Origin of the sequence: Schwartzia succinivorans DSM 10502 (assembly GCF_900129225.1) — a bacterium.
GTDB lineage: Bacteria > Bacillota > Negativicutes > Selenomonadales > Selenomonadaceae > Schwartzia > Schwartzia succinivorans.
Map to the genome: position 1 here is coordinate 187,880 of NZ_FQUG01000003.1, position 26,396 is coordinate 214,275.

25 protein-coding genes and 2 riboswitches are annotated in these 26,396 nt (G+C 46.7%); of the genes, 23 read left to right on the forward strand and 2 right to left on the reverse strand.

Annotated elements, in window-relative coordinates; all coding sequences use genetic code 11:
• Positions 1–8 precede the first annotated feature (8 nt).
• On the forward strand, positions 9–560 hold the full coding sequence (pyrR, locus tag BUA83_RS03825; protein ID WP_072934874.1) for a bifunctional pyr operon transcriptional regulator/uracil phosphoribosyltransferase PyrR: 552 nt from the start codon (positions 9–11) through the stop codon (positions 558–560).
• 53 nt (positions 561–613) lie between these two features.
• Here pyrR and BUA83_RS03830 read toward each other — a convergent pair whose 3' ends face one another.
• Positions 614–2,368 (reverse strand): Rqc2 family fibronectin-binding protein, encoded by a 1,755-nt coding sequence (locus BUA83_RS03830; RefSeq protein WP_072934875.1) that lies wholly within the window; start codon positions 2,366–2,368, stop codon positions 614–616.
• A gap of 305 nt (positions 2,369–2,673) precedes the next feature.
• Here BUA83_RS03830 and BUA83_RS03835 point away from each other — a divergent pair, with 305 nt between their 5' ends.
• From BUA83_RS03835 to BUA83_RS03935, 19 genes are all read left to right on the forward strand, one after another.
• On the forward strand, positions 2,674–3,627 hold the full coding sequence (locus tag BUA83_RS03835; protein WP_072934876.1) for a magnesium transporter CorA family protein: 954 nt from the start codon (positions 2,674–2,676) through the stop codon (positions 3,625–3,627).
• A 16-nt stretch (positions 3,628–3,643) separates the two neighbouring features.
• A complete protein-coding gene (locus tag BUA83_RS03840; protein WP_072934877.1) occupies positions 3,644–3,874 on the forward strand; it encodes a hypothetical protein in 231 nt (76 codons plus the stop codon).
• 150 nt (positions 3,875–4,024) lie between these two features.
• Positions 4,025–4,195, forward strand: a riboswitch (cobalamin riboswitch).
• A gap of 345 nt (positions 4,196–4,540) precedes the next feature.
• Positions 4,541–4,879, forward strand: coding sequence for a hypothetical protein (locus tag BUA83_RS03845; protein ID WP_072934878.1), 339 nt, complete (start codon positions 4,541–4,543; stop codon positions 4,877–4,879).
• Positions 4,880–4,901: 22 nt separating this feature from the next.
• Positions 4,902–5,855 carry a sirohydrochlorin cobaltochelatase gene (locus BUA83_RS03850; RefSeq protein WP_072934879.1) on the forward strand — a complete coding sequence of 318 codons (954 nt, stop codon included), beginning with the start codon at positions 4,902–4,904 and terminating at the stop codon, positions 5,853–5,855.
• Between the two features lie 66 nt (positions 5,856–5,921).
• On the forward strand, positions 5,922–6,734 hold the full coding sequence (locus BUA83_RS03855) for a nucleotide-binding protein (protein WP_072934880.1): 813 nt from the start codon (positions 5,922–5,924) through the stop codon (positions 6,732–6,734).
• Positions 6,724–8,031, forward strand: a complete 1,308-nt coding sequence (locus BUA83_RS03860) for a nitrogenase component 1 (RefSeq protein WP_072934881.1) — start codon at positions 6,724–6,726, stop codon at positions 8,029–8,031. The genes BUA83_RS03855 and BUA83_RS03860 overlap by 11 nt, the downstream gene beginning before the upstream one ends.
• The gene (locus tag BUA83_RS03865) at positions 8,024–9,319 is read left to right on the forward strand and encodes a nitrogenase component 1 (protein ID WP_072934882.1); all 1,296 of its coding nucleotides are present in this window, start codon (positions 8,024–8,026) and stop codon (positions 9,317–9,319) included. The genes BUA83_RS03860 and BUA83_RS03865 overlap by 8 nt, the downstream gene beginning before the upstream one ends.
• A gap of 59 nt (positions 9,320–9,378) precedes the next feature.
• Positions 9,379–9,459, forward strand: a riboswitch (ZMP/ZTP riboswitch).
• A 68-nt stretch (positions 9,460–9,527) separates the two neighbouring features.
• Entirely contained in the window at positions 9,528–10,745 is a 1,218-nt protein-coding gene (locus BUA83_RS03870) for an L-lactate MFS transporter (RefSeq protein WP_072934883.1), read from the forward strand.
• A gap of 211 nt (positions 10,746–10,956) precedes the next feature.
• Positions 10,957–11,961, forward strand: a complete 1,005-nt coding sequence (locus BUA83_RS03875; RefSeq protein ID WP_072934884.1) for a sirohydrochlorin cobaltochelatase — start codon at positions 10,957–10,959, stop codon at positions 11,959–11,961.
• A 195-nt stretch (positions 11,962–12,156) separates the two neighbouring features.
• A complete protein-coding gene (locus tag BUA83_RS03880; RefSeq protein ID WP_072934885.1) occupies positions 12,157–14,109 on the forward strand; it encodes a TonB-dependent receptor plug domain-containing protein in 1,953 nt (650 codons plus the stop codon).
• Between the two features lie 39 nt (positions 14,110–14,148).
• Positions 14,149–15,006: an ABC transporter ATP-binding protein gene (locus BUA83_RS03885; protein WP_072935074.1), complete on the forward strand. Its 858-nt coding sequence runs from the start codon at positions 14,149–14,151 to the stop codon at positions 15,004–15,006.
• Positions 14,993–16,030, forward strand: a complete 1,038-nt coding sequence (locus BUA83_RS03890; protein WP_072934886.1) for a FecCD family ABC transporter permease — start codon at positions 14,993–14,995, stop codon at positions 16,028–16,030. The genes BUA83_RS03885 and BUA83_RS03890 overlap by 14 nt, the downstream gene beginning before the upstream one ends.
• 25 nt (positions 16,031–16,055) lie before the next feature.
• Complete coding sequence (locus BUA83_RS03895) at positions 16,056–17,075, forward strand: ABC transporter substrate-binding protein (protein ID WP_234988237.1); 1,020 nt, start codon at positions 16,056–16,058, stop codon at positions 17,073–17,075.
• A 21-nt stretch (positions 17,076–17,096) separates the two neighbouring features.
• Positions 17,097–17,732, forward strand: a complete 636-nt coding sequence (locus tag BUA83_RS03900; protein WP_072934887.1) for a MotA/TolQ/ExbB proton channel family protein — start codon at positions 17,097–17,099, stop codon at positions 17,730–17,732.
• The gene (locus BUA83_RS03905) at positions 17,729–18,145 is read left to right on the forward strand and encodes an ExbD/TolR family protein (protein WP_072934888.1); all 417 of its coding nucleotides are present in this window, start codon (positions 17,729–17,731) and stop codon (positions 18,143–18,145) included. The genes BUA83_RS03900 and BUA83_RS03905 overlap by 4 nt, the downstream gene beginning before the upstream one ends.
• A complete protein-coding gene (locus BUA83_RS12545) occupies positions 18,142–18,981 on the forward strand; it encodes an energy transducer TonB (RefSeq protein ID WP_144340496.1) in 840 nt (279 codons plus the stop codon). Before BUA83_RS03905 ends, BUA83_RS12545 begins: the two co-directional genes overlap by 4 nt.
• Positions 18,982–19,011: 30 nt before the next feature.
• Complete coding sequence (locus BUA83_RS03925) at positions 19,012–19,968, forward strand: TIM barrel protein (protein ID WP_072934892.1); 957 nt, start codon at positions 19,012–19,014, stop codon at positions 19,966–19,968.
• A gap of 17 nt (positions 19,969–19,985) precedes the next feature.
• Positions 19,986–20,975 carry an ABC transporter substrate-binding protein gene (locus tag BUA83_RS03930; RefSeq protein ID WP_094756449.1) on the forward strand — a complete coding sequence of 330 codons (990 nt, stop codon included), beginning with the start codon at positions 19,986–19,988 and terminating at the stop codon, positions 20,973–20,975.
• A 185-nt stretch (positions 20,976–21,160) separates the two neighbouring features.
• The gene (locus tag BUA83_RS03935) at positions 21,161–23,107 is read left to right on the forward strand and encodes a TonB-dependent receptor plug domain-containing protein (protein WP_072934894.1); all 1,947 of its coding nucleotides are present in this window, start codon (positions 21,161–21,163) and stop codon (positions 23,105–23,107) included.
• A 67-nt stretch (positions 23,108–23,174) separates the two neighbouring features.
• Here BUA83_RS03935 and BUA83_RS03940 read toward each other — a convergent pair whose 3' ends face one another.
• Positions 23,175–24,014, reverse strand: a complete 840-nt coding sequence (locus BUA83_RS03940; protein WP_072934895.1) for a MerR family transcriptional regulator — start codon at positions 24,012–24,014, stop codon at positions 23,175–23,177.
• Positions 24,015–24,138: 124 nt separating this feature from the next.
• Between BUA83_RS03940 and BUA83_RS03945 the strand changes: the two genes are divergently transcribed.
• From BUA83_RS03945 to BUA83_RS03955, 3 genes are read left to right on the forward strand one after another with little or no spacing between them, the layout of a single operon-like run.
• Positions 24,139–24,927: a metal ABC transporter ATP-binding protein gene (locus BUA83_RS03945; protein WP_072934896.1), complete on the forward strand. Its 789-nt coding sequence runs from the start codon at positions 24,139–24,141 to the stop codon at positions 24,925–24,927.
• Complete coding sequence (locus tag BUA83_RS03950) at positions 24,927–25,775, forward strand: metal ABC transporter permease (RefSeq protein ID WP_072934897.1); 849 nt, start codon at positions 24,927–24,929, stop codon at positions 25,773–25,775. Before BUA83_RS03945 ends, BUA83_RS03950 begins: the two co-directional genes overlap by 1 nt.
• A gap of 19 nt (positions 25,776–25,794) precedes the next feature.
• Entirely contained in the window at positions 25,795–26,274 is a 480-nt protein-coding gene (locus tag BUA83_RS03955; RefSeq protein ID WP_072934898.1) for a hypothetical protein, read from the forward strand.
• The last annotated feature ends 122 nt before the right edge of the window (positions 26,275–26,396 follow it).

The window sequence follows — 26,396 nt, forward strand, 5'->3', positions numbered from 1 at the left end:
GGAAGAGCATGACGGAACTTATCGACAAGACAGTGCTGATGGATGGGGATGCCATCCGCCGTGCACTCACACGTATTTCCCATGAGATTGTTGAGAAAAACAAGGGGATAGATGAGCTGATGCTGGTGGGCATTCGCACGCGTGGTGTGCCTATAGCTGAGCGTGTTGCTGATGAAATAGAAAAGATTGAAGGCAAACGACCGCAGGTCGGAGTGCTGGATATTACTCTCTACCGTGATGATCTTTCGTCTATGGCCTATCAGCCGCTTGTGAGACCGACACAGATGCCGACGGATATAAGCGGAAAGACAATTGTTTTGACTGATGATGTGCTTTATACGGGACGTACAATACGCGCAGCCCTTGACGCGTTGATTGATATGGGACGTCCGCATATCATACAGCTTGCGGTGCTGATTGACCGCGGTCATCGCGAGCTTCCGATACGCGCAGATTACGTCGGTAAAAATGTACCAACGTCAGCTCATGAGACTGTCAGCGTTGCACTGCAGGAGCTTGACGGTGAAGATAAGGTCATGCTGAAGGAAATTAAACAGTAAAAAGAAATAAGAAAAGCTCACGTCTTCGAAATGCTTCGGGGCGTGAGCTTTTTTTACTGCTGCTGTGAAAGAATACTTCGCAGTGCTTTATCGTCGGGTGTACGGTAGAGTGTTTTCTGATTTGTAAAAATAACAAAGCCGGGCTTTGCTCCTGATGGCTTTTTTACATAACGGCAAAGCGTATAATCGACAGGTATATTGGATGAGCCTGCTGCCTGACTGAAATGCGCGGCAAGGTCTGCTGCCAGAAGCAGAGCCTCATCTGAAGGTGCTGCTCCCTCGGTGCGCAGTATGACATGAGAGCCGGGGATGTCCTTTGTGTGAAGCCATACATCATCACGGTCAGCGGTCTTGAAGGTCAGACGATCGTTTTGATAGTTGTTTTTCCCAACAAGTATTTCAGTCCCGTCAGATGCGGTGAAGATGAAGGGCTTCGATGGCTTGAGAGAAGCCTTTTTCTTCTTTGTGCTTTTAAGATATCCCTGAGCCGTTAGTTCGGCCTTTATGTCCTCAAGCTCTGACAGAGTTGAAGATACGGCAAGGGAAGCTTCAACACTTTCAAGGTAACGTATGGATTCACCGCACGATACTATTTGTTCGTCGAGAAGCGAACGTGCGCGTTTGAGCTTGTTGTATCTGTGGTAGTACGCCTGAATATTTTCAGCGACGGTGAGACGCTGATCCATTTCGATTTTAATCACTGCACCTTCTGTGGAATATATATCGGGAAGGGACAGCTCTGAATCCGCGCGGTCCTTCAGCTGATACTGGTAAGTCATGAGGTTGTCTGCCTTGATGCGGTATTCCTCTGCATTGTCAGCTTCCTCGACATCCTTGTGCAGCTTTACCAGCTTGTTTTTCGCCCGCGTAAGCTCGGTGTGCACCAGTTTTTTGAGAGGCTCCTTATCCTGTGGGACAAAGCTTCCTAAAATTGAAGTGGCCTTGGCGAGCATTGCATCTATTGAAGGAAAAAAATCAATATCTTCTTCCGGAAGATAATGGAGCGTAAATGTGGACATTGCCTTGATTTTATTTTTTTCTCCACGAACAAGACATGGCATTGAATCAGAATCAGAAAGCGCGTCCACTGTTTCTTTGATTGCATTTTCCAGCGATTTATAGTCTGCTTCATCCAAAGAAGAAAGCGGTGCGTTTGGTGAAAGTCCGGCTGAGAAGGCCGTTTCTTTTGCTGTAACCGGACCAAAGCCGAGACATGCAGCACAAAGTGCCTGGCTTAGCTTCATATCCGTAAATCCTCTCAGCTTTTCAATGATTTTTTGAGGCGGAGCGAGAGTTACGTCATATTTATCCTGTGTTGGAGGTATCTCGTACGGTTCGCCAGGAAGAACCTCACGGATACGGCTGCTGTTGGCGCCAACCTTCCGAAGCGCATCTATTATGATGCCGTCCTGTACGAGAATAAGATTGCTGTATTTTCCCATCAGTTCGCATATCAGTGTCTTCGTTACTATTCGCCCGCCGGCACCTATTACATCAATGTCGATAGATATTATGCGGTCGAGACCGTGCTGGCGTATCTGGGCGATACGGCCTGTTTCAATCTGCTTCCTGAGAACCATGCAGAAGGTAGGGGGCTCTGCAGGGCTTTCAAGCGGTGCATCCAGACGGTAAAGAATCGGGTTCTGCGGCTGTATTGATATGTAAAGCAGCTGATTTTCACCGGGCTGGCGCACGGAAAAGGTGAGTGTCTGTCTGTTGGGCTGAGTAATCTTATCTATCCTTCCGCCTGTGAGAGACTTGTTCAGTTCAATAACAAGGCGGCGCATTGAAAATCCGTCTAGACTCATTAAAAAACCTCATTTCATAGGTATTTCTTCTAGTATATCACAGGGGAGAAAATGTGAAAAAAATCTTGCCGAGTGAGACTTATTGGTATATACTTTTTTGAGGTAAACCGCAAGGTTAGATTCAAGGAAGGATGGTGAGAAATATGGACGGCGATCACCCTGATTTATGTATGTGTAATATGAATTCGAATCGTAGGGAACGCTGCCGTTTTCTCAGCCTTTTAACTGAGATGTGGGAGCGCTTTTGAGGTTGCCTCTTTAGCGCTTTTTTTAAGCCCGTTCCCTGCAGGGAAGGGGTTTTTTCTATGCTTAGAATACTGAAATCCCATGAGAGCGGACGGCTTGTTGAGCTGGATTTGAATACGCTCGAAAAGGGAGCATGGATCAATATTATAGATCCTACACCGTACGAACTGAAAATCGTCGGTGAACTTACGAACGTTGAGCCGGACTTCCTGCGTTCTGCATTGGATGATGAGGAGCGCTCGCATACAGATGTTGAGGACGATGCTATCATGGTCCTGACGAATGTACCTGTCATGCGCTCCTACGAAAGCTATGATACGCTGCCGCTGGCACTTATACTGACGAAGGAATATATCATCACGGTCTGCTTGGAGGAAACGCCGGTTCTTTCAGAATTTAATGAAAGAAGCTCGCGGTTCTTCCGCACCTTCAAAAAGACACGTTTTCTGTTCCAGATTTTGTATAAATCTGCTACCTTTTATCTGAGATATCTCAGGCAGATCAGCAAGCTCTCAGATGAGGTTGAGCATATGCTCCGCGATTCAATGAGAAACAGGGATATTCTTCGCCTGCTTGAGCTGCAGAAGGGCCTGACATATTTTAATGCGGCGCTCCGTTCTGACGGTGCTGTGCTTGATAAGCTGCTGCGTCTCCGCACAAATCCGCAGACACAGCCGATTCTCAAGATGTACGAGGAAGACGAGGATCTGTTGGAGGATGTTATTATAGAGAATAAGCAGGCGCGGGAAATGGTTGAAATGTACAGCAAAATTCTTGCGCGGCTCGCAGATACTTTCTCCTCAATTATTTCAAACAATCAGAACCTGGTTATGAAATTCCTCGCAGCTATGACGATTATTCTTGCCATACCGACGGTTATCTCAAGCTTTTTCGGGATGAATGTTCCTGTACCACTGGCAACAAGCGCGGACGCTTTTCTCGTCATCGCGGGACTTTCTGTTTCTATTGCAGGATTCATGGCATTTGTGCTTTGGCGGCATAATATGTTTTGATGAAAGGAATATTTCTATGGGAGTTATGCTTGAGTCCGAACTAAAATCCGGAAAAATTTTTGGAGATTTTGAAAATAATGAATATGTTTACATGCCTGCCAGTGAGTTCGGTGTAGATGAACCATTGTGCGTCTATGAAACACTGGAGGGGCGTGAGGACGTCACGCTCGAAGAAGCGCTGCGCCTTGTGAGAGTAAGGAGTTTGCGTCCTGTGAAACACCCAAGGCTGGGGAAGACGAGCTGCTAAACCGTGTATCGGGTACATACTTTGCAAAGTGTAAAGCATATACCTGATACACGGTTTTTTACTTGAAAAATTAGTGCTTGACAATGATTTTGTCCCGTGCTATTCTTGCAATGTAATCGGGATATGGACATCCCGTAAGACTCTGAAAAGTGAACATAGTTTGAATCAGGTGTCAGCGACTTAATAGAAAAGTTGGTAGAAGCCAACGCGGTCCCGCCACTGTAACAGAGAGTTCTTCGGCATAAGCCACTGGATATTCCGGGAAGGCGCCGAAGGATGATGACCTGGAGCCAGGAGAACTGCCTGATTGACAATCACCGGTTGACCTACGAGCGATGGGAAGGGGATTTGACAGACAGCGTCTGTTCTATTGGCGTACTCTGTAATCACGACTCTTTTCCGTTCGAGGGAAAGAGTCTTTTATGTTGGCGGAAAGTTTTCCGTGAGTTCAGCTTTATGGAAAGCATTGCTCATACATTCCATTCAACTCTTTACACGCCGATTGCGGCGGGCCTCCGAGGTGGACTCTCGCGGGGCCGATTTTTTTTGTCCAAAACAGGACGCAAAAATGCTTGAAATTTTGTATGTATCGGTTTTTAAGTTTGCAAAGACAAGAAGCGCAGTTTCTGTTAAAATATTAAAAGATGAAAGAGAGGAGATATAAAAATGCAGAATAACGGAACAGGATTGGCTGCAGATTTGCAGATAACGGCTGAGACGCCTATTACGGATGATCCGAACATTTCTATCGAAAAACGCACTCCGCTGGAGGTCCGTCTTCAGGAGACCCGCCCTGAGCTTATAGGCGCGTTGAAGACGCTTAAGGAAAAAATAGGTGAGGAAAGCTTTAATAAATTCGTTGAGCCTCTCAACAATGTTACCCGAAGCGGTGGTATGCTTCTTCTGGTTGCAGAGGATTTGCGGCAGAAGTCTCTTTTGGAGCGTGATTATATTCCGCAGATAAAAGAGGCCTTTGAGGTGCAGGTCGTCCGTATTGTTGTCTGATTTTGGAAGACGAAGGTAGGAGATGCTTGCATTGCAGGGCAATTGTCATGCGAAATATATAATGCATCCTGAGGTCAGAAACGTGACAATGGCGCTTCGCCATGCCACGCAAATAGGAGTCCTGTGCTATGATACACCGGAGCTGCAGGGGCTTCCCGATAAGGATGCTATTCTTGTTATGAGCTTTGGTACGACTGTGACTGACGCACGCCGTACAACTATAGAAAAAACTGTAGAGGACATACAGCAGAATCATCCTGATGTTAAGGTTGTGCTGGCATTTACCTCAAACATTGTTATTGAACGTATTGCCGAGAGGGAAGGAAAACGTTATCCGCTGCCTGAGGAGGCGCTGCATGCGTTGAAGGCAGAAGGATATACGCGTGTTGCTATGACGACGCTTGACCTCTTTCCGGGGATTGAATACACCTATGATACGAGTGTGTTCCATCTCTACAAGGCCGAGTTCAAGCGTGCAACCATGGGAACACCGCTCATTTACTGGATGGGACAGCATGGGCGCCGTGATGATGCCATGGATTTTGTGAAGGCGGTAGAAACACAGTTCCCGGAGCGTGAGCCCCACGGAGGCGTGCTTCTTATGGCACACGGTTCTCCGCATCCTTCAAATGCGTTTTACGATACGATTCAGAGCCGATTGATGCAGCTTGGCTTCAGGAATGTTTATGTCTACACGGTGGAGGGCCGTCCTAATCTTTCGGACGTTGTGCCGTATCTGAAACGGGCAGGCGTTCAGAAGATTACTCTGATGCCGCTCATGATGGTCGCCGGAACCCATGTCAAAAAGGATATGATGGCCGATAACCCTAAAAGCCATAAGGTTCAGCTCGAAGCGGCAGGCTTTGAGGTTAATCCGTATCTGAAGGGACTCGGTGAAAATGAAGCCGTGCGCAGGATGTATGTCGAGCGCGCGGATGAAGCTTATGAATATCTGAAGGACAGCGGAAAAAAGTAAAGAGGAGCCTCTGTGAATACAGGGGCTTTTCTTGTTCTACAGAAAAACGGCAGGAGGCTGCGGTATATGAAGAAAATCGCGTTTTACGGAAAAGGCGGAATAGGGAAATCGACGACAGCATCGAATGTTTCTGCGGCATTCAGTGAAATGGGTAAATGTACGGCGCAGATTGGCTGTGATCCGAAAAATGATTCCACACGTCTTCTTCTTGGACATATCTGCAGACAGACAGTTCTTGACCTCGAACGTGAACGCCGCGGAGGTGAAATCGCGGTGGAGGAAATTGTACACAAGGGCTGGAATGATATACTCTGCATTGAGGCCGGCGGGCCTGAGCCGGGAGTTGGCTGCGCGGGACGCGGAATCATCGTGGCACTGCAGCGGCTTAAGGCTCTTAAGGCATTGGAAAATGTTGATGTTGCTTTGTATGATGTTCTTGGAGATGTGGTATGCGGCGGATTCGCACTGCCGATACGTGAAGGTTATGCCGAGGAAATATATATCGTTTCATCGGGCGAGCTGATGTCTCTTTACGCGGCTAATAATATCGCGAAGGGAATACGGAAATTTGCTGTCCGGGGTTCTGTAAAGCTCGGGGGAATAATAGGAAACAGCCGAAATGTGCCTCTTGAAAAGGAGCTTTTGGAGGAATTTGCCGAAAAGCTTGGTACTAAGCTTATTGCCTTTATACCCCGCGACAACGTGGTGCACGATGCGGAAATTCATCGTCAGACAGTGCTTGCCTTTGCGCCTGACAGCAGTCAGGCTGAGATTTATCGGAAGCTTGCTGCGGATATAGATAAAAATGAAAAGCTTATAATACCAACGCCGATGGAGTTTGAGGAGCTTGAAGGGCTGGTGGAGAAATATGGCAATTGAAACAAAGCGTGTGCTGAAATGCCGCAGGGTCGCATCCAGCAGCTGCACTATGACAGGAGTATGGCGTGCTCTCTGCTATGTGGATGGCGCGGTGGTTATATATCACAGTCCGAGAGCCTGCGCGCATATTGCAAGGCGTATGGATACCAGCTCCTTCTGCCGTCTCATAAAGGATGCGCCTGAGGAAACGAGGCTTAGAAGTATACCTCTTCTGTCCAGCGATTTGACTGATGAGGAAGCGGTGTTTGGCGGGGAGGAACGTTTGCGCCGTGCTGTGCGGTATGCCTATGAAAAATATAATCCAAAGGCGGTATTCATAGCCAACTCCTGTGTATCGGGCGTAATCGGGGATGATACGGATGCGGTGGCGGAGGAAATGACGGAGAAGCTTGGCATACCTGTCATTGATACGGCTCATCATGGATTTTTGGACGGAGAATATTTTGACGGTTATCTTGATGCTGCACGCATTCTGGTGCAGCGCTTTATGAAGCCGCAGGAAAAAATACCGGGGACAGTGCTGCTCTTTGGAGACTGCGGCGGCCTTTTTGGAGAATACACACGGGAAATGCGGCGGTTGCTGAATTACTTCGGGCTTAAGATAAGCGGGCAATTTCCATCATATATGTCACTTTCGGAGCTTGAAAAAGCACCTTCGGCAGCACTGACTGTCGTAATAGGCCGTTCTGAGTCAGATAAACGTCAGCAGCATTTCGCGGCTGTCGGTGAGGAATTTTCCGATAAGTTCGGCATACCGTGTTTTTCGGAGCTTTATCCTGTGGGCTATGCAAAGACAATGGAGTGGATTGAAGGGTTCGGAAAATTTCTGGGTATGGAGGAGGCTGCTGAGACTGCCGCAAAAGAGGAAGAACAGAGGTTTATGGCGTATATTGACGAGGCTGCGAAGACTCTCAGAGGGAAAAAGGTTGTTTACTGCGCAGGACGTGCGGCTGAATTTTTCCAACCTCAGACAACACTGTTTCTTATAGAAAAGCTTGGTATGAAGCTTCTGGGCATTGAGCTTTTTGATTCACAGGACAAAGAAGGGCTGCTTAAGAAAGAAGAAAAGCTCAGAGCCCTCACGGACGCACCAATTCTTTCAGGTGATGTATTTGAAAAGGCTGTGATGGAATCGGATGTTGTCCTCACTACACATGAGCTGGTGAATACTAATGTGCGGCAGGTATTTCTGCCATGTGTAGCAGGGGCAGGATGGACAGGCGAGAAGGAAGTCATGGATGCGATGGTGCGCGTTATGCACCGGGCACTCTCAAGAGGAGGGCTTATATATGCCTGATATGGAAAATTTCAGTGAGTTCTGCGGTATGCAGGATGAATGCGCCCTTGCCGGAGCGGCTGCTTTTTTCGCCGGTATCCCTGATGCCGCTGTCGTTATCAACGGTCCGTTGTGGTGCTATTATTATGCCATGCGTCATATAGAAATGAACGAACCGCTTATCTCCAAGAGAATGCTCTGCACACAGCTGGATAACGAAGCAATTGTATTTGGAAGTGAGGAGTACCTCAGGGATACGCTTGCTCCGTATGCGGAAAAGCCTCCCTCTGTTCTCTGTATCGCAAATAACTGCTCTGCAAGTCTTATCGGTGATGATGTGCTTGGTATTGCAAGGGAGCTTGGAATATCCTGCCCTATTACTGCGCCCGAAAGCGGAGGACTTATAGGCGGATTCGCGGAGGGATGGCAGAAGGCATCACTCTCGTTGCTTGATGAAGTGAATTTCGAAGCGAAAGAAAAAATACAATCCGCAGTAAATCTTATGGGAGTGACAGGCGGGTATTATAACGGTCTTGAGGATGCAGATGAGCTGAAAAGGCTTCTGACACTGGCAGGATATCAGGTGCAGGCTTGTCCGGGAGCAGGCATGGCATTTGCGGATTTTTCAAAGCTTTCACGTGCGTCGCTTAATATTGTTGTACACCGTGAGCTGGGAATGCCGCTTGCGAGGAAGCTTCATGAAATGTTCGGTACACCGTATATAGCACCGCTTCCTCCTTATGGCATAAGCGGTACACGTCAGTGGATGGACGCTGTAAATGATGCTCTTGAAGCTCCTGCAAAATCTGACTTTGAATCTGTATGCGCAAAAACGGAGCAGCGTATTTTTCTTCGAATCGGTGAACTGAAAGGCATTTGGGACGAGCTTTGGTATGATGAGGCAATAGTTTCGGGCACTGAAACATCTGCAGCTGCGTTCGCACAGGCACTGCGCGGAGAGTGGGCGGATATAGGACGGCTTACGCTTATTCATCCTGCAGGCAAAAAGCCTGAAAATTACAGCGCAGCCGATGATATCCTCGACGCAGGGAAAGACATTGATGAAATCAAAAAGCGTTTTTCCGACATGAAGCAGGGAATTGTAGCTGCATCAAGCAACGAAACAACACAACTTACAAATTTTACCGACGGGAAAATCGAAGTTTTTCCTATAGCATACCCGGTTTTTGACAGCATGAAGCTGTCTGATGCGCCTTTTATGGGACTTCGCGGTGCAGCGTATGTACAGGAGGTTCTTTGGAATGCGAAGATACATGAAATTGCAAGAAATGTCGCTTCTGAAAAATAAGAAACTTATTCCTTGACGAACTGCGATGAAACTGATAGGATGGGCATGTAAAAGAAAATATTTCTTTGCAGGACTGACGGATAAGTGGAATTGACCACATGTACTGCAAAGTGAATCAGCCGACCGTCTGGGCAGAGAACTTGTGCCCGGACGGTTTTTGTTCGTACACGGTTCTCTTCAGTGTTTGTTATTTGAAAGGGTGGTTGTTGTGCGAAATCGTTGGTTGATTGCTTTGGCAGCGGTGGGAATCCATGTTTCCATCGGAAGTGTATACGCGTGGAGTGTGTTGACACGTCCGATTATGGAAGCTATGGGATTTTCACTTTCTGAAACTACATGGACATTTTCAATTGCAATTTTATTCCTCGGATTGTCTGCAGGATTCCTCGGCAGCTATGTCGAACGGTATGGCCCCAAAAAAAGTGGGCTTATTTCAATGCTTTTTTTCGGACTGGGCATGTTTGGAACGGCATTTGCTTTGTCTGAAAGAAGTCTTCCGTTGTTATATCTTTTTTATGGTGTTATCGGTGGAATCGGACTTGGAGTGGGATATATTACGCCTGTATCGACTCTGGTGAAATATTTTCCGAATAACCGGGGGTTTGCAACAGGCCTTGCGATTATGGGCTTTGGCTTTGCCGCGCTCATTGCAGGTCCTCTGATGAGATATCTTACAGAGAGCTTCGGTCTCGTATGGAATTTCCTGATTCTCGGTGCGGTTTATATGGTGCTTATCGGCGCATCAGCGCTTTATCTGAAACCGCCGGCCTCTAAAGACTCTTCAGGTGCTGTTGTATATATACAAAAAGGGAAGACCGCCCATGAGGCCGTCAGAACATGGCAGTTCGGCGCGCTCTGGTGGATTTTCTTTGTGAATATTACTTGCGGAATAGGTCTTCTTGCAGTTGCATCTCCGATGGCACAGCAGGTGGTTGGAATGGATGCTGTGCAGGCGGCATCAATGGTGGGGGTTATAGGCATACTTAATGGCGGTGGACGCATAATGTGGTCAACGCTTTCTGACTACATGGGCAGAGGCGTAACATATATGCTTTTCTTTGCAATTCAGATTTGTGCCTTCTGGCTTTTGGGCAATACCACTGATGCAGTACTGTTTCAGGTGCTTGTGCTTCTGATTATAAGCTGCTATGGAGGAGGCTTTTCATGCATGCCTGCGTATCTCTCGGATATTTTTGGCACCCGTGAACTCAGCGCTATACACGGGCGCGTACTCACAGCATGGGGGATTGCAGGTGTTGTGGGCCCGACAATTGTATCGTGGTTTTGGGAGCGTACTCAGGGATATACGGCGACATTGGAATTTTTTGCTATATGCTTTATCGGTAACCTCATCATTGCGGCAGTACTTAATGTCTACGGTAGGGAGCATGTTGAGACGCTTGATTCATTGAGTACGGAGAGATGAATCACATTCATTTTATCAAACCAAAGCTGAGCCAAGCTACAAAGGGAAAACAAAGAAGCAAGATTCAAAAAATGAGATAAAAACTGAATTATATTGAAATAAATTCATTTATATACTATAAGAGGTATTGACTATATAGTAGGTATATAGTTTAACATACATAACTGGACCATAATTTAACAATTCTATATCAAAAAGGAGTGTTAGTTTTATGAAAAAAGGTTTTAAAAAGTATGTCGCAGCAGCTGCTGCAGTCGCATCGCTGTTTTCTTTTCAGCTGACAAGTGAGGCCGCTTACCAGCTGAGCAGCGAGGTAAAGGATGCTACGCCGGCTCTCCTGCAGGCAGCACAGATTGGTGTTCTCACGAACGAGAACCCTGAGCTTCAGGAGCTTGAGAACAAGGATGCAATCGTTGTTATGAGCTTCGGAACGACATACAAGGAAACACGTGCAAAGACGATCGACGCTACGGTAAAAGAGATTCAGGCAGCTCATCCTAACACAAAGGTTGTTGTTGCTTTCACATCCCATATCATCATCGACCGCATTCAGGCAAAAGAGGGCATCAAATATCCGACACCGGAGGAAGCTCTCGACCAGCTGAAGGAGGAAGGCTACTCCCGTGTAGCACTGACATCTCTCCAGCTCTTCCCGGGAATGGAGTATGCTTATCAGACGGCTGTATTCAACCTCTATAAGAACAACTTCAAAAAGATGACAATGGGTACACCTATCATGTACTGGATGGGACAGGAAGAACAGCGTGATGATATTGCTGAGTTTGTTCAGGCTATTAAGACGCAGTTCCCGAAACAGGGCAAGCAGGATGCAATCCTTCTCCTTGCACACGGCACACCGCATCCGTCCAATGCTTACTACTCTGTAATCCAGAACCGCATCAATCAGGCTGGTCTGAAGAATGTATATCTCTACACGGTTGAAGGCTGGCCTTCCCTCGACGATATCATTCCGCAGCTCAAGGCAGCTGGCATCAAGCATGTTACGCTCATGCCGACGATGATGGTTGCAGGCGACCATGCTACGAATGATATGGCAGGCGACGAGCCGGATTCCCATAAATCCATCCTTCAGGCTCAGGGCTTCAAGGTTGACGCTTACATCCACGGTCTTGGCGAGAACGAAGCTGTCCGCAAGATGTTCGTAGAGCGTGCAAATGAATCCTGGGATCACCTTCAGGGAAAAATTGCTGAATAATTGATTTAACTACAGACCACCCGACACGGCAGAGGCCGCGGCGGGTGGTTTTCTTTTGTTTTTCCTTTCATAAAAAATGAATTGCTAGCTAATTTGCTTATTTTTACATTATAATTCATTTTTTCATTGACCATATAGTTCCTATATGGTTTACAGTCTATTTTGTTATCGTATGAAAGGAGATATGATAGAAAAATGAAAATCTTATCAGAGCTGAAGGAAAGGGCGGCAATGCGCCGTCTCACGGGAGCTGTATTGGCTACAGCGGTTTTTGGATGCGCAATGGGGAGCGTATACGCGGCTGAAGAAACTAAAGCAGCGGCTGAAGAAAAGGCAGCTGCGGCAGCAGAAGAACCGATTGATGAGTACACGCTTTCCGAGACAGTGGTTACGGCGGAGAGGATTCCGACGGAACGCATGAATACGCCGGCAAATATCAGCGTCATCACATCAAAGGATATAGAAGCTAATCACTATGTTGATGTTGTTGAAGCACTGTCTCAAGTTAATGGCGTAGTTGCCAGCCATCAGGGAGGTTTTGATGGAGTTGCTATTAACGGTGATGAGCGTGTTGTCGTTATGGTTGATGGACGCCGTCTTAATAACGATCAAATTCTTCCTTCTGGCAAAGGCCGCGTAGACCTTAAAATGATTCCAACGCTGAAGAATATTGACCGCATTGAGGTAGTAAAGGGCGGTTCTTCCGCGCTTTACGGCAGCGATGCTGTCGGCGGTGTAATTAATATCATCACAAAACGCGGCAGCAAAAAACCTCAGACTACTCTTGACGTAAACATGGGCTCCTGGGGAACATACAATTATGAGATTGCTACACAAGGCTCCGACAATGATTTCAGCTGGTTTGTATCCGGCAGCCTTCAGAAGCAAAATCATTTACGCTATAAGTTGGATGGCGAATCTCACAATACACCTCACAGTGACAAGGATAATAATAGTTTTGTAGTACGTCTTGACCAGAACCTTGACGAAGCAAGCTCGGTTCGATTCAATTTTGAACATAAGACAGTACATGAGGGAATGTACTTTAATGAACTCAATCCTAGCGAGTGGCTTCCGCAAAAAGACGAACCGTTAGTTGAGATCTTTAATAACGTTGCTCTCTCATACAACTTTAAAGAAAATAAAAAAACACCTGGTTATTTAAGGGTGTTTAACAATTATAAAGGAACGTATTTTCAGGGTTCGTATGATACACGACTCTTTGGTGCTGATTATCAGAATGGCTGGGAGTTAGGTGAGCATACTGTTGTAGCCGGTGCAGAATGGCATGAGAGCCGTTCTACTAATAAAGCGTCAGGATATGAAGACGAAAAACTCAGGGATATATCGGGTTATGTGCAGGATACATGGAAATTAGGCGATAAATGGTCACTCGTTCCTGGGGTTCGTGTAAATAACCATAATCGTTACGGGACACACTGGTCTCCGAAGATTGCGGTTAATTATCGCGCTGATAAAAAGACTCAGTTGTATGCATCTTGGGGTCGTGTGTTCCAGGCACCTAGTGCAGATGACTTGTTTTATACGAATGCGGGCAAGCGAAGTAATGTGGACTTGAGACCAGAAACAGGGTATACAGAAACCATAGGCATTAACCACTGTTTTGATGATGCTACGAGCGTAAGCTTCAGCGTGTTCCAGAGTCAGCTTCATGATGCTATTACTTGGGCACCTGTTGGTGGCGTTTGGTGGCCCAGCAACGTCAATAAAGAAAAACGCCGCGGACTTGATTTTACAGTAAAACGTCGTATCAGTCCAATTTGGGACATTGACCTTGGGTATTCATACACGAGCATACGTCAGACAGATGCTACAGGTGATTTGGCATATTATGGTAAAAATCTCAAACCGAATGGCTATCATGTCGCACTGAAATATCATCAGGGTGCATGGAAAGCTGGTCTTTACACGAACTATAACACAGGAATTGATACAAGTTTGGCGCTCGCACGTCATGCGGCACTGGTTGACCTTAACGTAAGTTATGATGTTAATGCTGCCACCACGATTTATTTCAAGGCGTTAAATCTTTTCAATCAGGAATATTCGGCATATCCAGGAGGCAAAGGCAGTTACTATCCAGGCAATTGCCGATTCTTCCAGCTGGGTGTAACATATACGTTCTAAGGGCAAGATAAAAGAACGCAAGGATGTTGTATAAAAATGATGAAATGTGTGTTAACCGCAGAGAAGCTGTCCGTGGGGTATTCTACGGACAGTCCCGTTCTGCGGGATATTTGCTTTAATGTGAATAAAGGTGAACTGGTAGGTCTCATAGGCCCCAACGGTGCGGGGAAGTCCACTCTGCTAAAGAGTCTCCGTGGTATTTTAAAGCCTCTTGAGGGTGAAATTTATATTGCTGACCATATGGCATCAGCTTTGACAGACCATGAATTTGCCTGCCTGACAGCATATCTGCAGCAGGATGTGCATATCGCTTTTGACTACAGTGTTCGGGAAATCGTGAACACCGGGCGTTATCCGCATTTGCAGTGGTGGGAAAAGGAAGGCATAGAGGACAACAAAATTGTTGACGCATGTATGGAGTTTACCCGTGTAGCTGACCTTGCGGATAAGTCCGTTTTGGAGATATCGGGAGGACAGCGGCAGCGTGTTATGCTGGCAAAGGTGCTTGCGCAGCAGACACCGATTCTCTTTTTGGATGAACCTTCCACGGGACTTGATATTTTCTATCAGGAGGAGATGTTCCGCTTTTGTCAGGAGCTCTGCCGTGCAGGGAAAACTGTCCTTATGGTGGTTCACGAGCTGAGTCTTGCAGCGAGATTTTGCAGCAGATTGATGCTCATTGGAAATCATAAGGTCATGAAGGATGGAAAGCCTGAGGATGTTCTCACAGAGGAATATCTTACAGAGGCTTATGGTGTGCCTGTTCGTGTGGTGGAAAATCCGAGGACAGGGCATGTGGAGGTCTATACAGAACCTAACGAGAAAAATCCGGAACGAAAGGCTCTTTTGCATGTAATCCAATCCGGTGAAACGGAGGATGTCCATGGTAAAGAATAAATTGTCGTTTCGAGTCTATATGATTATACTGGTTTTTATTTTGGCAGGAGTAAGTATACTGTCTATGGCATGGGGGCAGATTGATATTCCCCTCAAGACTGCTGCGGCGTTTCTGTTTAAGTCGATGGGGATTCCAGTCTTAACAGATGTGCCTGTATCACCTGAGCAGCAGGCGGTGCTTCTTCATATTCGTCTGCCACGTACCATAGTCGGTCTTTTGGTTGGGGCCGGACTTGCGGCATCGGGCACTGTAATGCAGGGGCTTTTCGCTAATCCTCTGGCAGATCCGGGCATAGTCGGCGTGTCCAGCGGTGCTTCACTGGGAGCGGTTATAGCTATAGCCACAGGCTTCAGCGAGATGAGCATGTTTGCGACTCCGCTCTTTGCGCTCTGCGGCGCGGCATGTGCGGTTATTCTGACCGTGGGACTTGCAATGCGCCACGGAAAGGTTCCAATGATGATGCTTCTTTTATCAGGCGTCGTGGTCGGAATGCTTTTGGCGGCGGCAACAGCAGGTATTTTGACAGTGGTAAACGAGCATAAGCTTCAGCAGTATCTTTTCTGGACAATCGGTGGTCTTGATTACAGGCGCTGGGAGCATGTTCTTATGGGAATTGGCCCGATTTTGGGCGGTATAGCTGTCATGCTTCTCATGGCGCGTCATCTGAATGTTCTTGTACTTGGTGATATTGAGGCAAAGGCTGTTGGTCTTCCCGTAGTAAAATACCGGCTTGGCTTTTTGGCACTTGCAGCCATGACGACGTCAGTAGGCGTCTGCATCAGCGGAAACATCGGCTTTGTTGGTCTTGTTGTCCCTCACATGATGCGTATGCTGATAGGTCCGGACCACAGGTATCTTCTTCCTGCCAGTGTGCTTGCCGGAGCGAGCTTTCTAGTGCTGTGCGACTCCATCGGACGTGTTATCGCATCGCCAAGTGAGGTGCGCGTGGGCATTATGACTGCTCTCATCGGAACTCCGTATTTTCTCTATCTGTTGAGAAAAACATATACGACGACACGGTAAGGCTACAGAGAAGGAGAAGAAAGCCATGTTCAAAGCAGGACTTCGATGTCATAGAAGCGTGCTTCCAATGATTCTTCTGCTTGGTCTTTTCTGCATGTTTTTGACGGGTTGCGGAAAGGAAAAAGAGGAGAAGAGCGCAGGTGAAGCCTCAGGCTATGACATCGTTGATTATCAGGGAACTACGGTACACATCCCGGCGAAGCCGAAACGGATTATGTCCTTTATGACAGGCACTGACGAAATCCTTTTGGGGCTTGTAGAGCCCGAGCGAATGGTTGCAATCAACAAGGAGTTTGCGGATCCGAGCCGTTCCAATGTGTATGAGCTCTCTCAGAGGATACCGCATGTGATTGAAAGAAATCCTCCTGTAGAGCGTATCATATCGCTGCAGCCGGACCTGATTATCGTTCATGCGTGGATATCTCAGGAGAAGATTGAAACGCTCAGGGAGTTTCATATTCCCGTCGTTGTTGTGAAATCGCCAAAGAGTCTCGCGGAAATTCATTCTACTATCCGCCTTATCGCGGCGGCAATCGGAGAGCCTGAACGGGGAGAAAAGCTTATTTCAAAGATGGGTGATGAGCTTTCCAAACTCAAGGAGAAGATTGATGCGGTTCCTGCAGAAAAACGGGGAAAGCGTATCGCGTTTATTTCGGTCATGGCAGGCTACGGCGGACGGGGAAGTATTTTTGATGATTATTGCAAATTCGCTGACGCGAAAAATGCGAAGGCTCTCGCCGGTATCAAGGAAGGTCAGGTAATGGCGAAGGAACAGCTTCTGGAAATGAATCCGGATATACTCATGTTTCCAAGCTATCATGAGCCAAATTCCCCTGAGGAGCGGTATGGCGCGGAATACAGGAGCGATCCCTCGCTGCAGACGCTGACTGCCATACGGGAAAACCGTGATCTTGAGCCTTGGGCGCATTACGTATATAATATTTCACAGAATTTTGTTTTTGGAGTTCAGGAAATGGCGTATGTGCTTTACGGTGACGAGTTTGCGCAGCCGACCACACGCCACCTGAGTGTTGCGGAAGAATAAATTTTAATCGGAGGTTTTTTTATGGAATTGGTTTCAAATGCAGTGCTTTACTTTCACAAGGGCGGGTTTGTAATGTATCTCCTGCTCGTTTGTTCGTTGTTTGTGGTTTCGATTGCAATCGAGCGCAGTATGTTTTTTTCAAAGATGGACGCAGGAAGAAAATTTGCACAGAGCTTTTATGATTTCATGACGCAGCAGAAATATGCAGAAGCAGCAGAAGCAGCAAAAAATGCCAATGGGATTCTCCCTGAGCTTTTGTACGGAGCAATGAAGCTGGCAGGAAAGAATGAAAGTGCTGTATCGTCATATATGGAGGTACAGTCAGGTATTGCTCTGTCACAGTTCAGACGCCGTCTTTACTACCTGAATGTCATAGTTACGATGGCTCCGCTTCTCGGACTTCTTGGAACAATCAGCGGTATGATTTCGTCCTTCAGTGTGTTTGATATTGATGGAGGAAAGGCAACCGCAATTACCGGGGGCGTCAGTGAGGCTCTTATCGCTACGGCCTTCGGCCTTTGTGTGGCAATCCTTGCGCTGACGGTACATTCATATTTCACTCAGCGCATTGAAAATATTGTCACGGATATGGAGCAGAGCTTCTCGCTTGTAGAAGGTGAGAAGGAAAATATCGCAAAAGCCGGGGTGGGAGCATGAGGCTCAGAGACCGACGCAGCTTTGATAAGCCGGAAGTAATGATTATACCTATGATTGATATCATGTTTTTTCTGCTCGTCTTTTTTATGATAAGCACTCTTTACATGGTCAATCTTAAAACGGTTGATATTCAGATGCCTAAGGCGCAGACTGCAGAAATGAAAACAAGTGTTACGTATCTTGTAACAATGAAGAAGGATGGTTCCTTATGGCTGGAGGATAAGCCAATAAAGGAAGCAGTACTAATTAAGCGTTCGGAAGAACAGACTAAGCATAATCCAAAATTTTCCGTGGTTGTTCGGGCGGATGAAGGAGCTGAATATGGGCGTGTAATTACGCTTTTGGACAAGCTGAAGGCTGCAGGTGTTACACGCTTTGGTCTGGCCGCTGATTCCGGGGGGCAGGCAAAATGAATGATGCATCAAAGAATGAAGCACAGGCATGGATAGGGTCTGTGCTGCTTCACGTTCTGTTCTTTCTGCTGCTGGCATTTGGTGGATTCTTTGCGATTCACAGGGATGATATTCAAAAGCCGATAGATGTCGTGCTGTATGATGCGGATGCAGGTACAGGCCCGGGCGGCGGAGGAGGTGGGGGAGGCGGTTCCCCTGCACCGAAAGAAAAGGCAGCTGCCCCTGCACCTGCACCTGAGGAAGCAATGGCGGTTTCAAGTGATTCTATACCTGAGCCGACTCAGGAGGAAAAGACTCCTGAACCAACGCCTGCGACGGAAAACCATCAGACCGATGTGAATTCTGCTGCAGCAGACAGTACGAATGCCAACGTTTCCGAGGATGGAACAGGTACCGGTGGAAGCGGTACAGGCTCAGGCGGCGGAAACGGAAGCGGTATCGGTGAGGGAACAGGAAGCGGTACAGGGCCGGGCTCAGGCTCCGGCACAGGCGGAGGTAACGGAAGCGGTGTCGGCACAGGAAACGGAAGCGGCACAGGCGACGGAAATGCAATGCGTCCGAAAAATCCTCCGGTTCTGCTGGCTGCATCAGAGCCTGTATATCCCGAGCGTCTTCGCAGAGAAGGCGCAGAGGGTAGTGTTTATCTGCGGCTTATCGTAGGTGCTGACGGTTCGGTTGAGGAAGCATCTGTTTCAGAGTCATCCGGCTATGATGAAATGGATGCGGCTGCGGTCAGTGCGGCGTACGAATACCGCTTTGAGCCTGCTGAGAACGCATACGGTGATCCTGTACGCTGTGCCATAAGCACGGCGGTTCATTTCCGTTTGAACTGGTAAGCTTTGTCAATTTGAGAAAGTGTGCGGCATATGTTGGAGCTTTTTAATTTTGCAAATGCCCCTGAGGAAATAAACCGTCTTTTTGGAGGAAAAAAAGAAAATCTCGTTTCCTTCATTGAGGGGAATAATCTTGACGGAATGGAACTGATGGCGTGTGAGCCGCTTCAGGAGGATTTTCTTGAGCGGAGATATGTCAAAGGCAGTCATCTGATTTTCTGGCCTACTTGGTTTGGCTTTTGGCGGCAGGATGAGGAACGTCTGAGGCGGGATATTGGTAATGATGAAGCTGTACGTTACATGTACGGCACAGAAAACGTCAGGGAATGGCTTGGTTTTTGGCGTGATAACATACGCCGCTCCGTAGAGGCAGGAGCAGAGTATCTTGTTTTCCATATTGCTGAATCAGAGCCGTCAGCACTTTCATCAAGGCAGTTTACGGTTACGGATGAAGAGATAGTTGGTGCTTCAGTGGAGCTGGTAAATTCCCTTTGCAATGAAATCCCTGAGGACTGTCTGCTGCTTTTTGAAAATCTCTGGTGGCCCGGGCTTACTCTTCTGAAGCCAAGGCTCATGGAGAAGCTTTTGGAGTCGGTTCGTCATAAAAACTGCGGCTTTATGATGGATACGGGACATCTTATGAATACAAACCTTGAGCTGCGCAATGAGGCGGAGTCTGTTGACTATGTTCTTGATATATACCGCAGACTTGGCGAACTTCAAAAATATGTCCGTGGAATTCACCTGCATCAGTCGCAGTCAGGGGAATACGTTAAGGCCATGATGTCAAAGCATATTGGTAAAGGACCGGGTGAAATTTTTGAGTATATCCGGAACGTGGACAGACATCTGCCATTTCGCACGACAGATGTGAAAAGGATATTGGAAGAGGTTCAGCCTGAATATCTTGTACATGAATTTTTGCCGAAGTCCACAGAGGACTGGAATATGAAGCTGGCAGTACAGCGTCATGCGCTTGGACTTGTATAGCTTGGGAGAGGATAGTTTTGCAGTACAAAAAAATATGTCTGCTGCTTTGTCTTTTAATCACCGTTTTATGTCTTGCAGGCTGCGGAGCGGAGAAACATAAGGAACAGAGCGGTGGAATTGAAGTAAAGGATTATCAGGGGACAACGGTAAAAATACCAAAGAAGCCCGAACGTATTCTGACGCTTTCAATCTACTCAGATGAAATGGTTTTGGGAATGGTGCCCTCGTCGAAGCTCGTTGCAATCAGTAAATTCCTTGATGACCCGAAGGAATCGGTTGTTGTTGAGAAGGCAAAGCGTGTTCCGGAAAAGGTCATGGACCCTTCTGTGGAACAGATTATGGGGTGGAAGCCTGATATCATTATCGCGAATACATGGACAAATATGGAAAAGGTCACGGCACTACGTGAACTTGGTTTTCCTGTTGTAGTAATCGGTCCCGGAAATTCCTATGCGGACATTCAGGGGGATGTTCGTCTTATTGCGCAGAGTATTTCGGAGGAAGAAAAAGGACAGCAGATTATTGCGAAGATGGATGAGATACGCGACGATATCGTGAAAAAGGTGGAAAAGATTCCACCTGAAAAACGGAAGTCCGTGACTCTTCTGTCTGTCATGCGGCAGTATGGCGGGGCAGGGAGTGCCTTTGATGATATGTGCCGCCTTACAGGTGTGCGCAATGCCATAGCTGAGGTTGGCGTGAAGAACGGACAGGTTCTTACAAAGGAGCTTCTGGTCAAATCAAACCCTGATTATATTCTTCTTCCAAGCTATGATGACAAGGGAACCTTTGACATTGATGCTTTCATCGCGTCTTATCTTGAGGATCCTTCTCTTGCATCTATGCGTGCAATTCAGAACCGTGCGCTGATATTCCCTCGGGAAAGCTATATCTATAATTCCTCACAGGACTTTGTCTTCGGCATGCAGGAGCTGGCCTATGTAGTCTATGGTGAGGAATTCGCGCAGGAACCGAACCGCCACATATCATTCTCAGGTGAAAAGTAAATATTCAGAGGAAGCGAAGCTGACGGCGTCCGATTTCGGGCGTCGTTTTTCTTTTCTGTATCGGAAATTTTACAAAATTTAAAATGATTATCAAAATCATTCTCAAGTCCTATTGTATGAATTGTATTCAGGTAATATTCTTTTTATTGTGTAATTCAGAATACAACAGGAGGGAAATTCAGGGAATGAAGAAAAAATTTGTGAGGGCAGCTGTTCTGGGGGCAGCTCTGACTGTAAGCGCAAGCGCGTATGCAGCGGAAGCTGAAACAGCTGAGAGTCTGGACGAATACACCATTGATGAGACAATTGTTACGGCAACGCGCAGTGAAAAAAGGGATGTGGATATCCCGGCAGCGACGGATGTCATAACTGCGGAGGATATTAAAGCAAAGGGTGCAAAAAATGCAGCGGAGGCACTTTATTACACTAACGGTTTTATCGCCAAATCCCATGGACCTGTAGGTGCGTCCTTCGGTACAATGACAAACGAAGCATCGCTGCGCGGAAACAAGTCAGGGACGCTCATTCTTGTGAACGGAAATCCAGTTTCGTGGCGCGGTAAATATGACCTTTCGGATATTCCTGCTGATACCATTGAGCGGATCGAGATAGTAAAGGGCGGAGGTTCTGTTCTCTACGGAAGCAGTGCTCTGGCAGGCGTTATCAATATAATAACTAAGACTGCGGCTTCCAATCAGGTATCTGTGGGCTTTGGTAATTACGGGCAGCAGAAATATCATCTGAACGTAGGAGATGACAAATATTCTATTACCTACGACCTCAATAAATGGGACGAGCAGAAGGGAGTAACACTTACACCAAGCAGCTCGGGAAGCATACCGTACCGTGCGGATGTAAAAAATATCAGAAATGAAAATATCGGTATCAATATTTCCCCTGACGAGCATTGGAAATTCATCTACGGACACTATAAGTCATATACCGACTACGATTACTACGCGACAGATGCCAAAGGTCAGACAAAAGCCGGAGACCTTTATCGTGACAGAAAGCTGCGTTCTGACCGTGATATGGCACAGATAAGCTATAAGAATGCCGGATGGGACGCCAGCATGTATTTTAACACAATGACCTTGGAGACAACGTATACGACTTATTTCAATACCAAGAACGGCAAGAAGACAAATTCGCCGTACGATTCCAGGGAAAAGAATATATCCTACGGCATTGATGCGCAGAAAACATGGAATGTCGGCGATAAGACAACATTTATCGCCGGGATTGACTGGATGCATGAGATTTTTCATTCACTGCCTACGACACCGCAGTCAAAGGAAGTACAGGATGACTCAAGAAATATATGGGGACTCTTCGGACAGTGGGAGCAGAAGTTTGATAAAAAGAATTCACTCATCCTCGGTGCCCGTGAGACATGGACAACAAACACCACAAAGAGCAACGGAATGAAAAATTACAGTAATTTCAGCGCATCTGCTCAGTATCTTTACAAGCTGGATGATAAAAACAGTCTGTATGCCAGCGCAAATCAGTCCTTCCGTATGCCGACCTTCCGTGAGGCAGATAACGCTGAGGAAGCGACAAATCTGAAGCCTCAGCGCGGTGTCAACTATGAGCTGGGCTGGAAAAAGCAGGCAGGAAATCATCTGTGGAAAGCGGCGCTTTTCCATACGAAGGTAAAGGATAAAATTGCAACTGAAATGATAACCTTCGTAACAAGCAATGAGGACTTCAAAAACACAGGTTTTGAGCTCTCCTGTGAGGTTAACGCCAAGAATGGTATGAACTATAACTATGGTATTACGTGGCAGAACCCTGTGACAAGAAACACGAAATACGGTCCTGATTGGGTTCGTGATTACGGAAAATTCCAGCTTGTAGGAGGAATCGGATATCACAAGGGCAAATGGCGTACAGCTCTAAATGCATCATATCTTGCTGACCGCAGTGGTTCGACCAGCGGAAAGGCAATCCGGTTGAAACCGTATTTGTTGACATCCTTTACGCTTGCCTATGCTCCAAACAAGTACAGCGAGCTTGAGCTTTCGGTCAACAACCTTTTGAATCGTAAGGATATCACTACGCATAGTGCAAGCAGCTTTTATTATTGTGCAGGCCGCAGCTTCATGCTGACCTACACTCAAAAATGGTAATTCCCCTTTCACATATAAAAAAACGGCGTCCGATTTTTCGGGCGCCGTTTTGACTGTGCTGCATTTGTTATTCAAGAGAACGCACGGGCAGGGAAAATTCAGTGATGTAGCGTGTCTCGTTTGAGGTTTGCCAGTAGTCCTTGATGGACTGGACGATAACATCACCGGATACCTCGAGATGGTTCCTTGAGAGGTATTCATTGAGCTTGCCGTACAGTTCTTTGTAATTTTTAGTATATGTGCCTGAGAAGAAGATTCGGACATAGAGACCGGCAGGAATCTGAATCGTCGGAAATTCCTCCTTCGGTGAAGTAACCTTGACGAAATAACGCCAAGTCCTGTGCTGATTTTCTCCAAAGAAGTCGCTTTGACGTATAATCCATCCGGGTGGCGTGTTTCTGAAATCATCCTTGCCGAAGATGGACAAAACATGGTCAGAGAAAAGCTGCATACGGGCAGCAGAGTCTGCATCAGGAGGAACCGGGTCGCTGGCATATATTTCGCGAGTCGGAAGCCATGTAGTCTGGAAGACTCCGAGAGGAAGTCCGACCTGCTGCTTTAACTGGCTGAGCAGATATTCCATGGCGGTCTGCTTTTCACGTATGGCTTCAATCAGACGGTCATCCTCGGCCTTCTGACGTTCAAGCAGCCTTGTCAGTGCGGCAGGACTGCGGTTTTCAAGAAATGCGCGGATTTCCTTTATGGGCACATCCAGCTTGCGAAGATTCAAAATGATTTCAAGCTCATGGAATTGGTCAACGGAGTAGTAACGATATCCATTCTTTTCAATGAAGGAAGGAATTAAAAGTCCTGCGTTAGAGTAATAAATAAGTGTTTGCTTAGGAATGTGATAGAGATTTGCCAGCTCACCGATTGTAAAACAGGCTTGCTTTTTCTTTTGTTCCAAGGGGGACACCTCCGAGGGATTTTTTACAATATTAATTATACGTCAAAAAAATAGAAAATCCTTCCTTAATATTGTAAAATGTGCGAAAATAAATAGAATAATGTAGAGAAGGGCAGGATATACGTTGTTCAAATCTATTTTGCATCATTCAGCGGCATCAGGTGATGACTGCAGTAAGGTTTGTTGTACAAAAATAGAAAATTTTGGAGTCGGCTTTGGAGAAACAAAGCTTTTTTCGGGAGTCAATCTTCATGTTCACTGTGGACAGCTTACTGCTGTCATAGGGCCTAACGGCGCAGGGAAATCTACGCTGCTTAAAGCAATTCTCGGCGAAGTCCCCCATGAAGGAAAGCTCAATTATATAGACGCAAAGGGAAAGCATACGGGACACCCTGTTATCGGGTATGTGCCTCAGTATCTGCGCTTTGATGTGAGCGCGCCTGCAAGCGTCATGGATATTTTTATGGCATGTTTATCAGGGCTTCCTGTTTGGCTGTGTTCATCTCAAAAGCTTCGTGCCCGTGTAAAGGAGGATCTTGCAAGGGTAAAGGCAGAGCATCTTATAGACAGAAGGCTGGGCGCGCTTTCGGGAGGCGAGCTTCAGCGTGTGCTTTTGGCGCTGGCCCTTGATCCAATGCCTGACCTGCTTCTTTTGGATGAACCGGTATCAGGTGTTGACCATAATGGATTGGTGTTGTTTTATCAGATTCTGGCGGAGCTTCGTGAAAAAGAAGATATAGCAATCATACTCATTTCCCACGACCTTCATCTTATGGCAAAGCATGCAGATCAGGTTGTGCTGATGGACCACGGAGTTGTCACCTGCGGAACTCCGAAGGAAGTGTTTGGCAATCCGAGAACACAGGAAATTTTTGGATTGATTACAGAGCTTCCCGATGAGGAGGCTGTGTGATGGAAAATATATACATGCTGCTGGAGATGCTTTTGCCCTTTGAATGGGTTGAGCATACCTTCATGAAAAATGCTTTCCTGGCGGTTCTGCTTGTAACACCGCTTTTTGGAATACTTTCAACAATGGTAGTATCAAACAGAATGGCGTTTTTCTCTGATTCGCTTGGTCACGGCGCGTTTACCGGTATAGCCCTTGGAGCTATTCTCGGTATGGGTTCTCCACTGGCATCACTCATAATTTTTTCACTTGTCTTTGCTTTACTGATTACGTACATAAAAAATAACAGCAGGACGTCAGCGGATACAGTAATAGGTGTATTTTCATCCACGGCGGTTGCCGTAGGACTTATGCTGATGTCACGTGGGGGAGGCTTTAATAAGTTTTCTTCCTACCTGATAGGAGACATTCTTAGTATTACGCCGGAAGATTTGGCGGCGCTGCTTCTGGTTTTTATTGTTGTTGTTACAGCATGGGCCTTTTTGTTTAATCGACTTCTTGTGCTTTCAATAAATGCATCCTTCGCGGGAAGCCGCGGAATACACGTTTTTCTGACGGAAAGCCTGTTTGCCGCGCTGCTGGCTGTTGTTGTCGCAGTGAGTATCCAGTGGGTCGGGCTTTTGATTATCAATTCTCTTTTGGTGCTTCCTGCGGCCGCCGCAAGGAATGCGGCATCCGGTGTCAAGGAATATCATTTGCTTTCCGTAGGGACAGCAATGATTTCGGGAGTGACGGGACTTATTTCAGCCTATTATTTCAACATGGCAGCCGGCGCGGCGATAGTTGCGGCAGCGGCAGTGATTTTTTTTGCGACATGGATGCTGAGAGGGAAATTTTTGAATAAGACTTGATAGGAAAGGAAGATTCCTTATGAAAATAGAGTATGTAGATAAAGGCTCCTGCTCCCTGTGCGGGGGAGGAACAGAGCTTGTTGAGATTGAGTGGGGGAAATCTGATATTGAGCCCATGCTGATGTGCGCGGCTTGCCGTGACGAGCTGATGAAGCAAATGCAGGCGGCAGAAAAAGAAGCGCCTCAGTGCTCAGAGGATGGATATCCGCCTCTTACAGCGGCTATTGCTGCAGAAGCTGCAGGCATGACTGAGGAGGAATTTGATGAAAAATATTTGACGGATACCATTGACCGCGTTGTATTTGAATTTGTACGGGGCTATGGAAGGCTTGAGCTTGACGGACAGGCAATGACAATGATGGTTCTCATGCTTGAGGATGTATCCGAGGAAGAGATTTCAAAGCATCTGAGCAGACTTGTTGAGCGCGGTATAATATATAAGGTTCAGGGGAAAAAGGATTGGTACGGTGCTGACTATCCGTTCTCTGACGATATTTAAAAGATTAGAAAATTAATATTTACCTAACTGAAATAACAAGAAAAATTAAGCAATTTTACGTATCATAAAGATGAAAATGAAGAAAGATTAAAAATAATCGTCAAATATTAGAAAAATAAGTA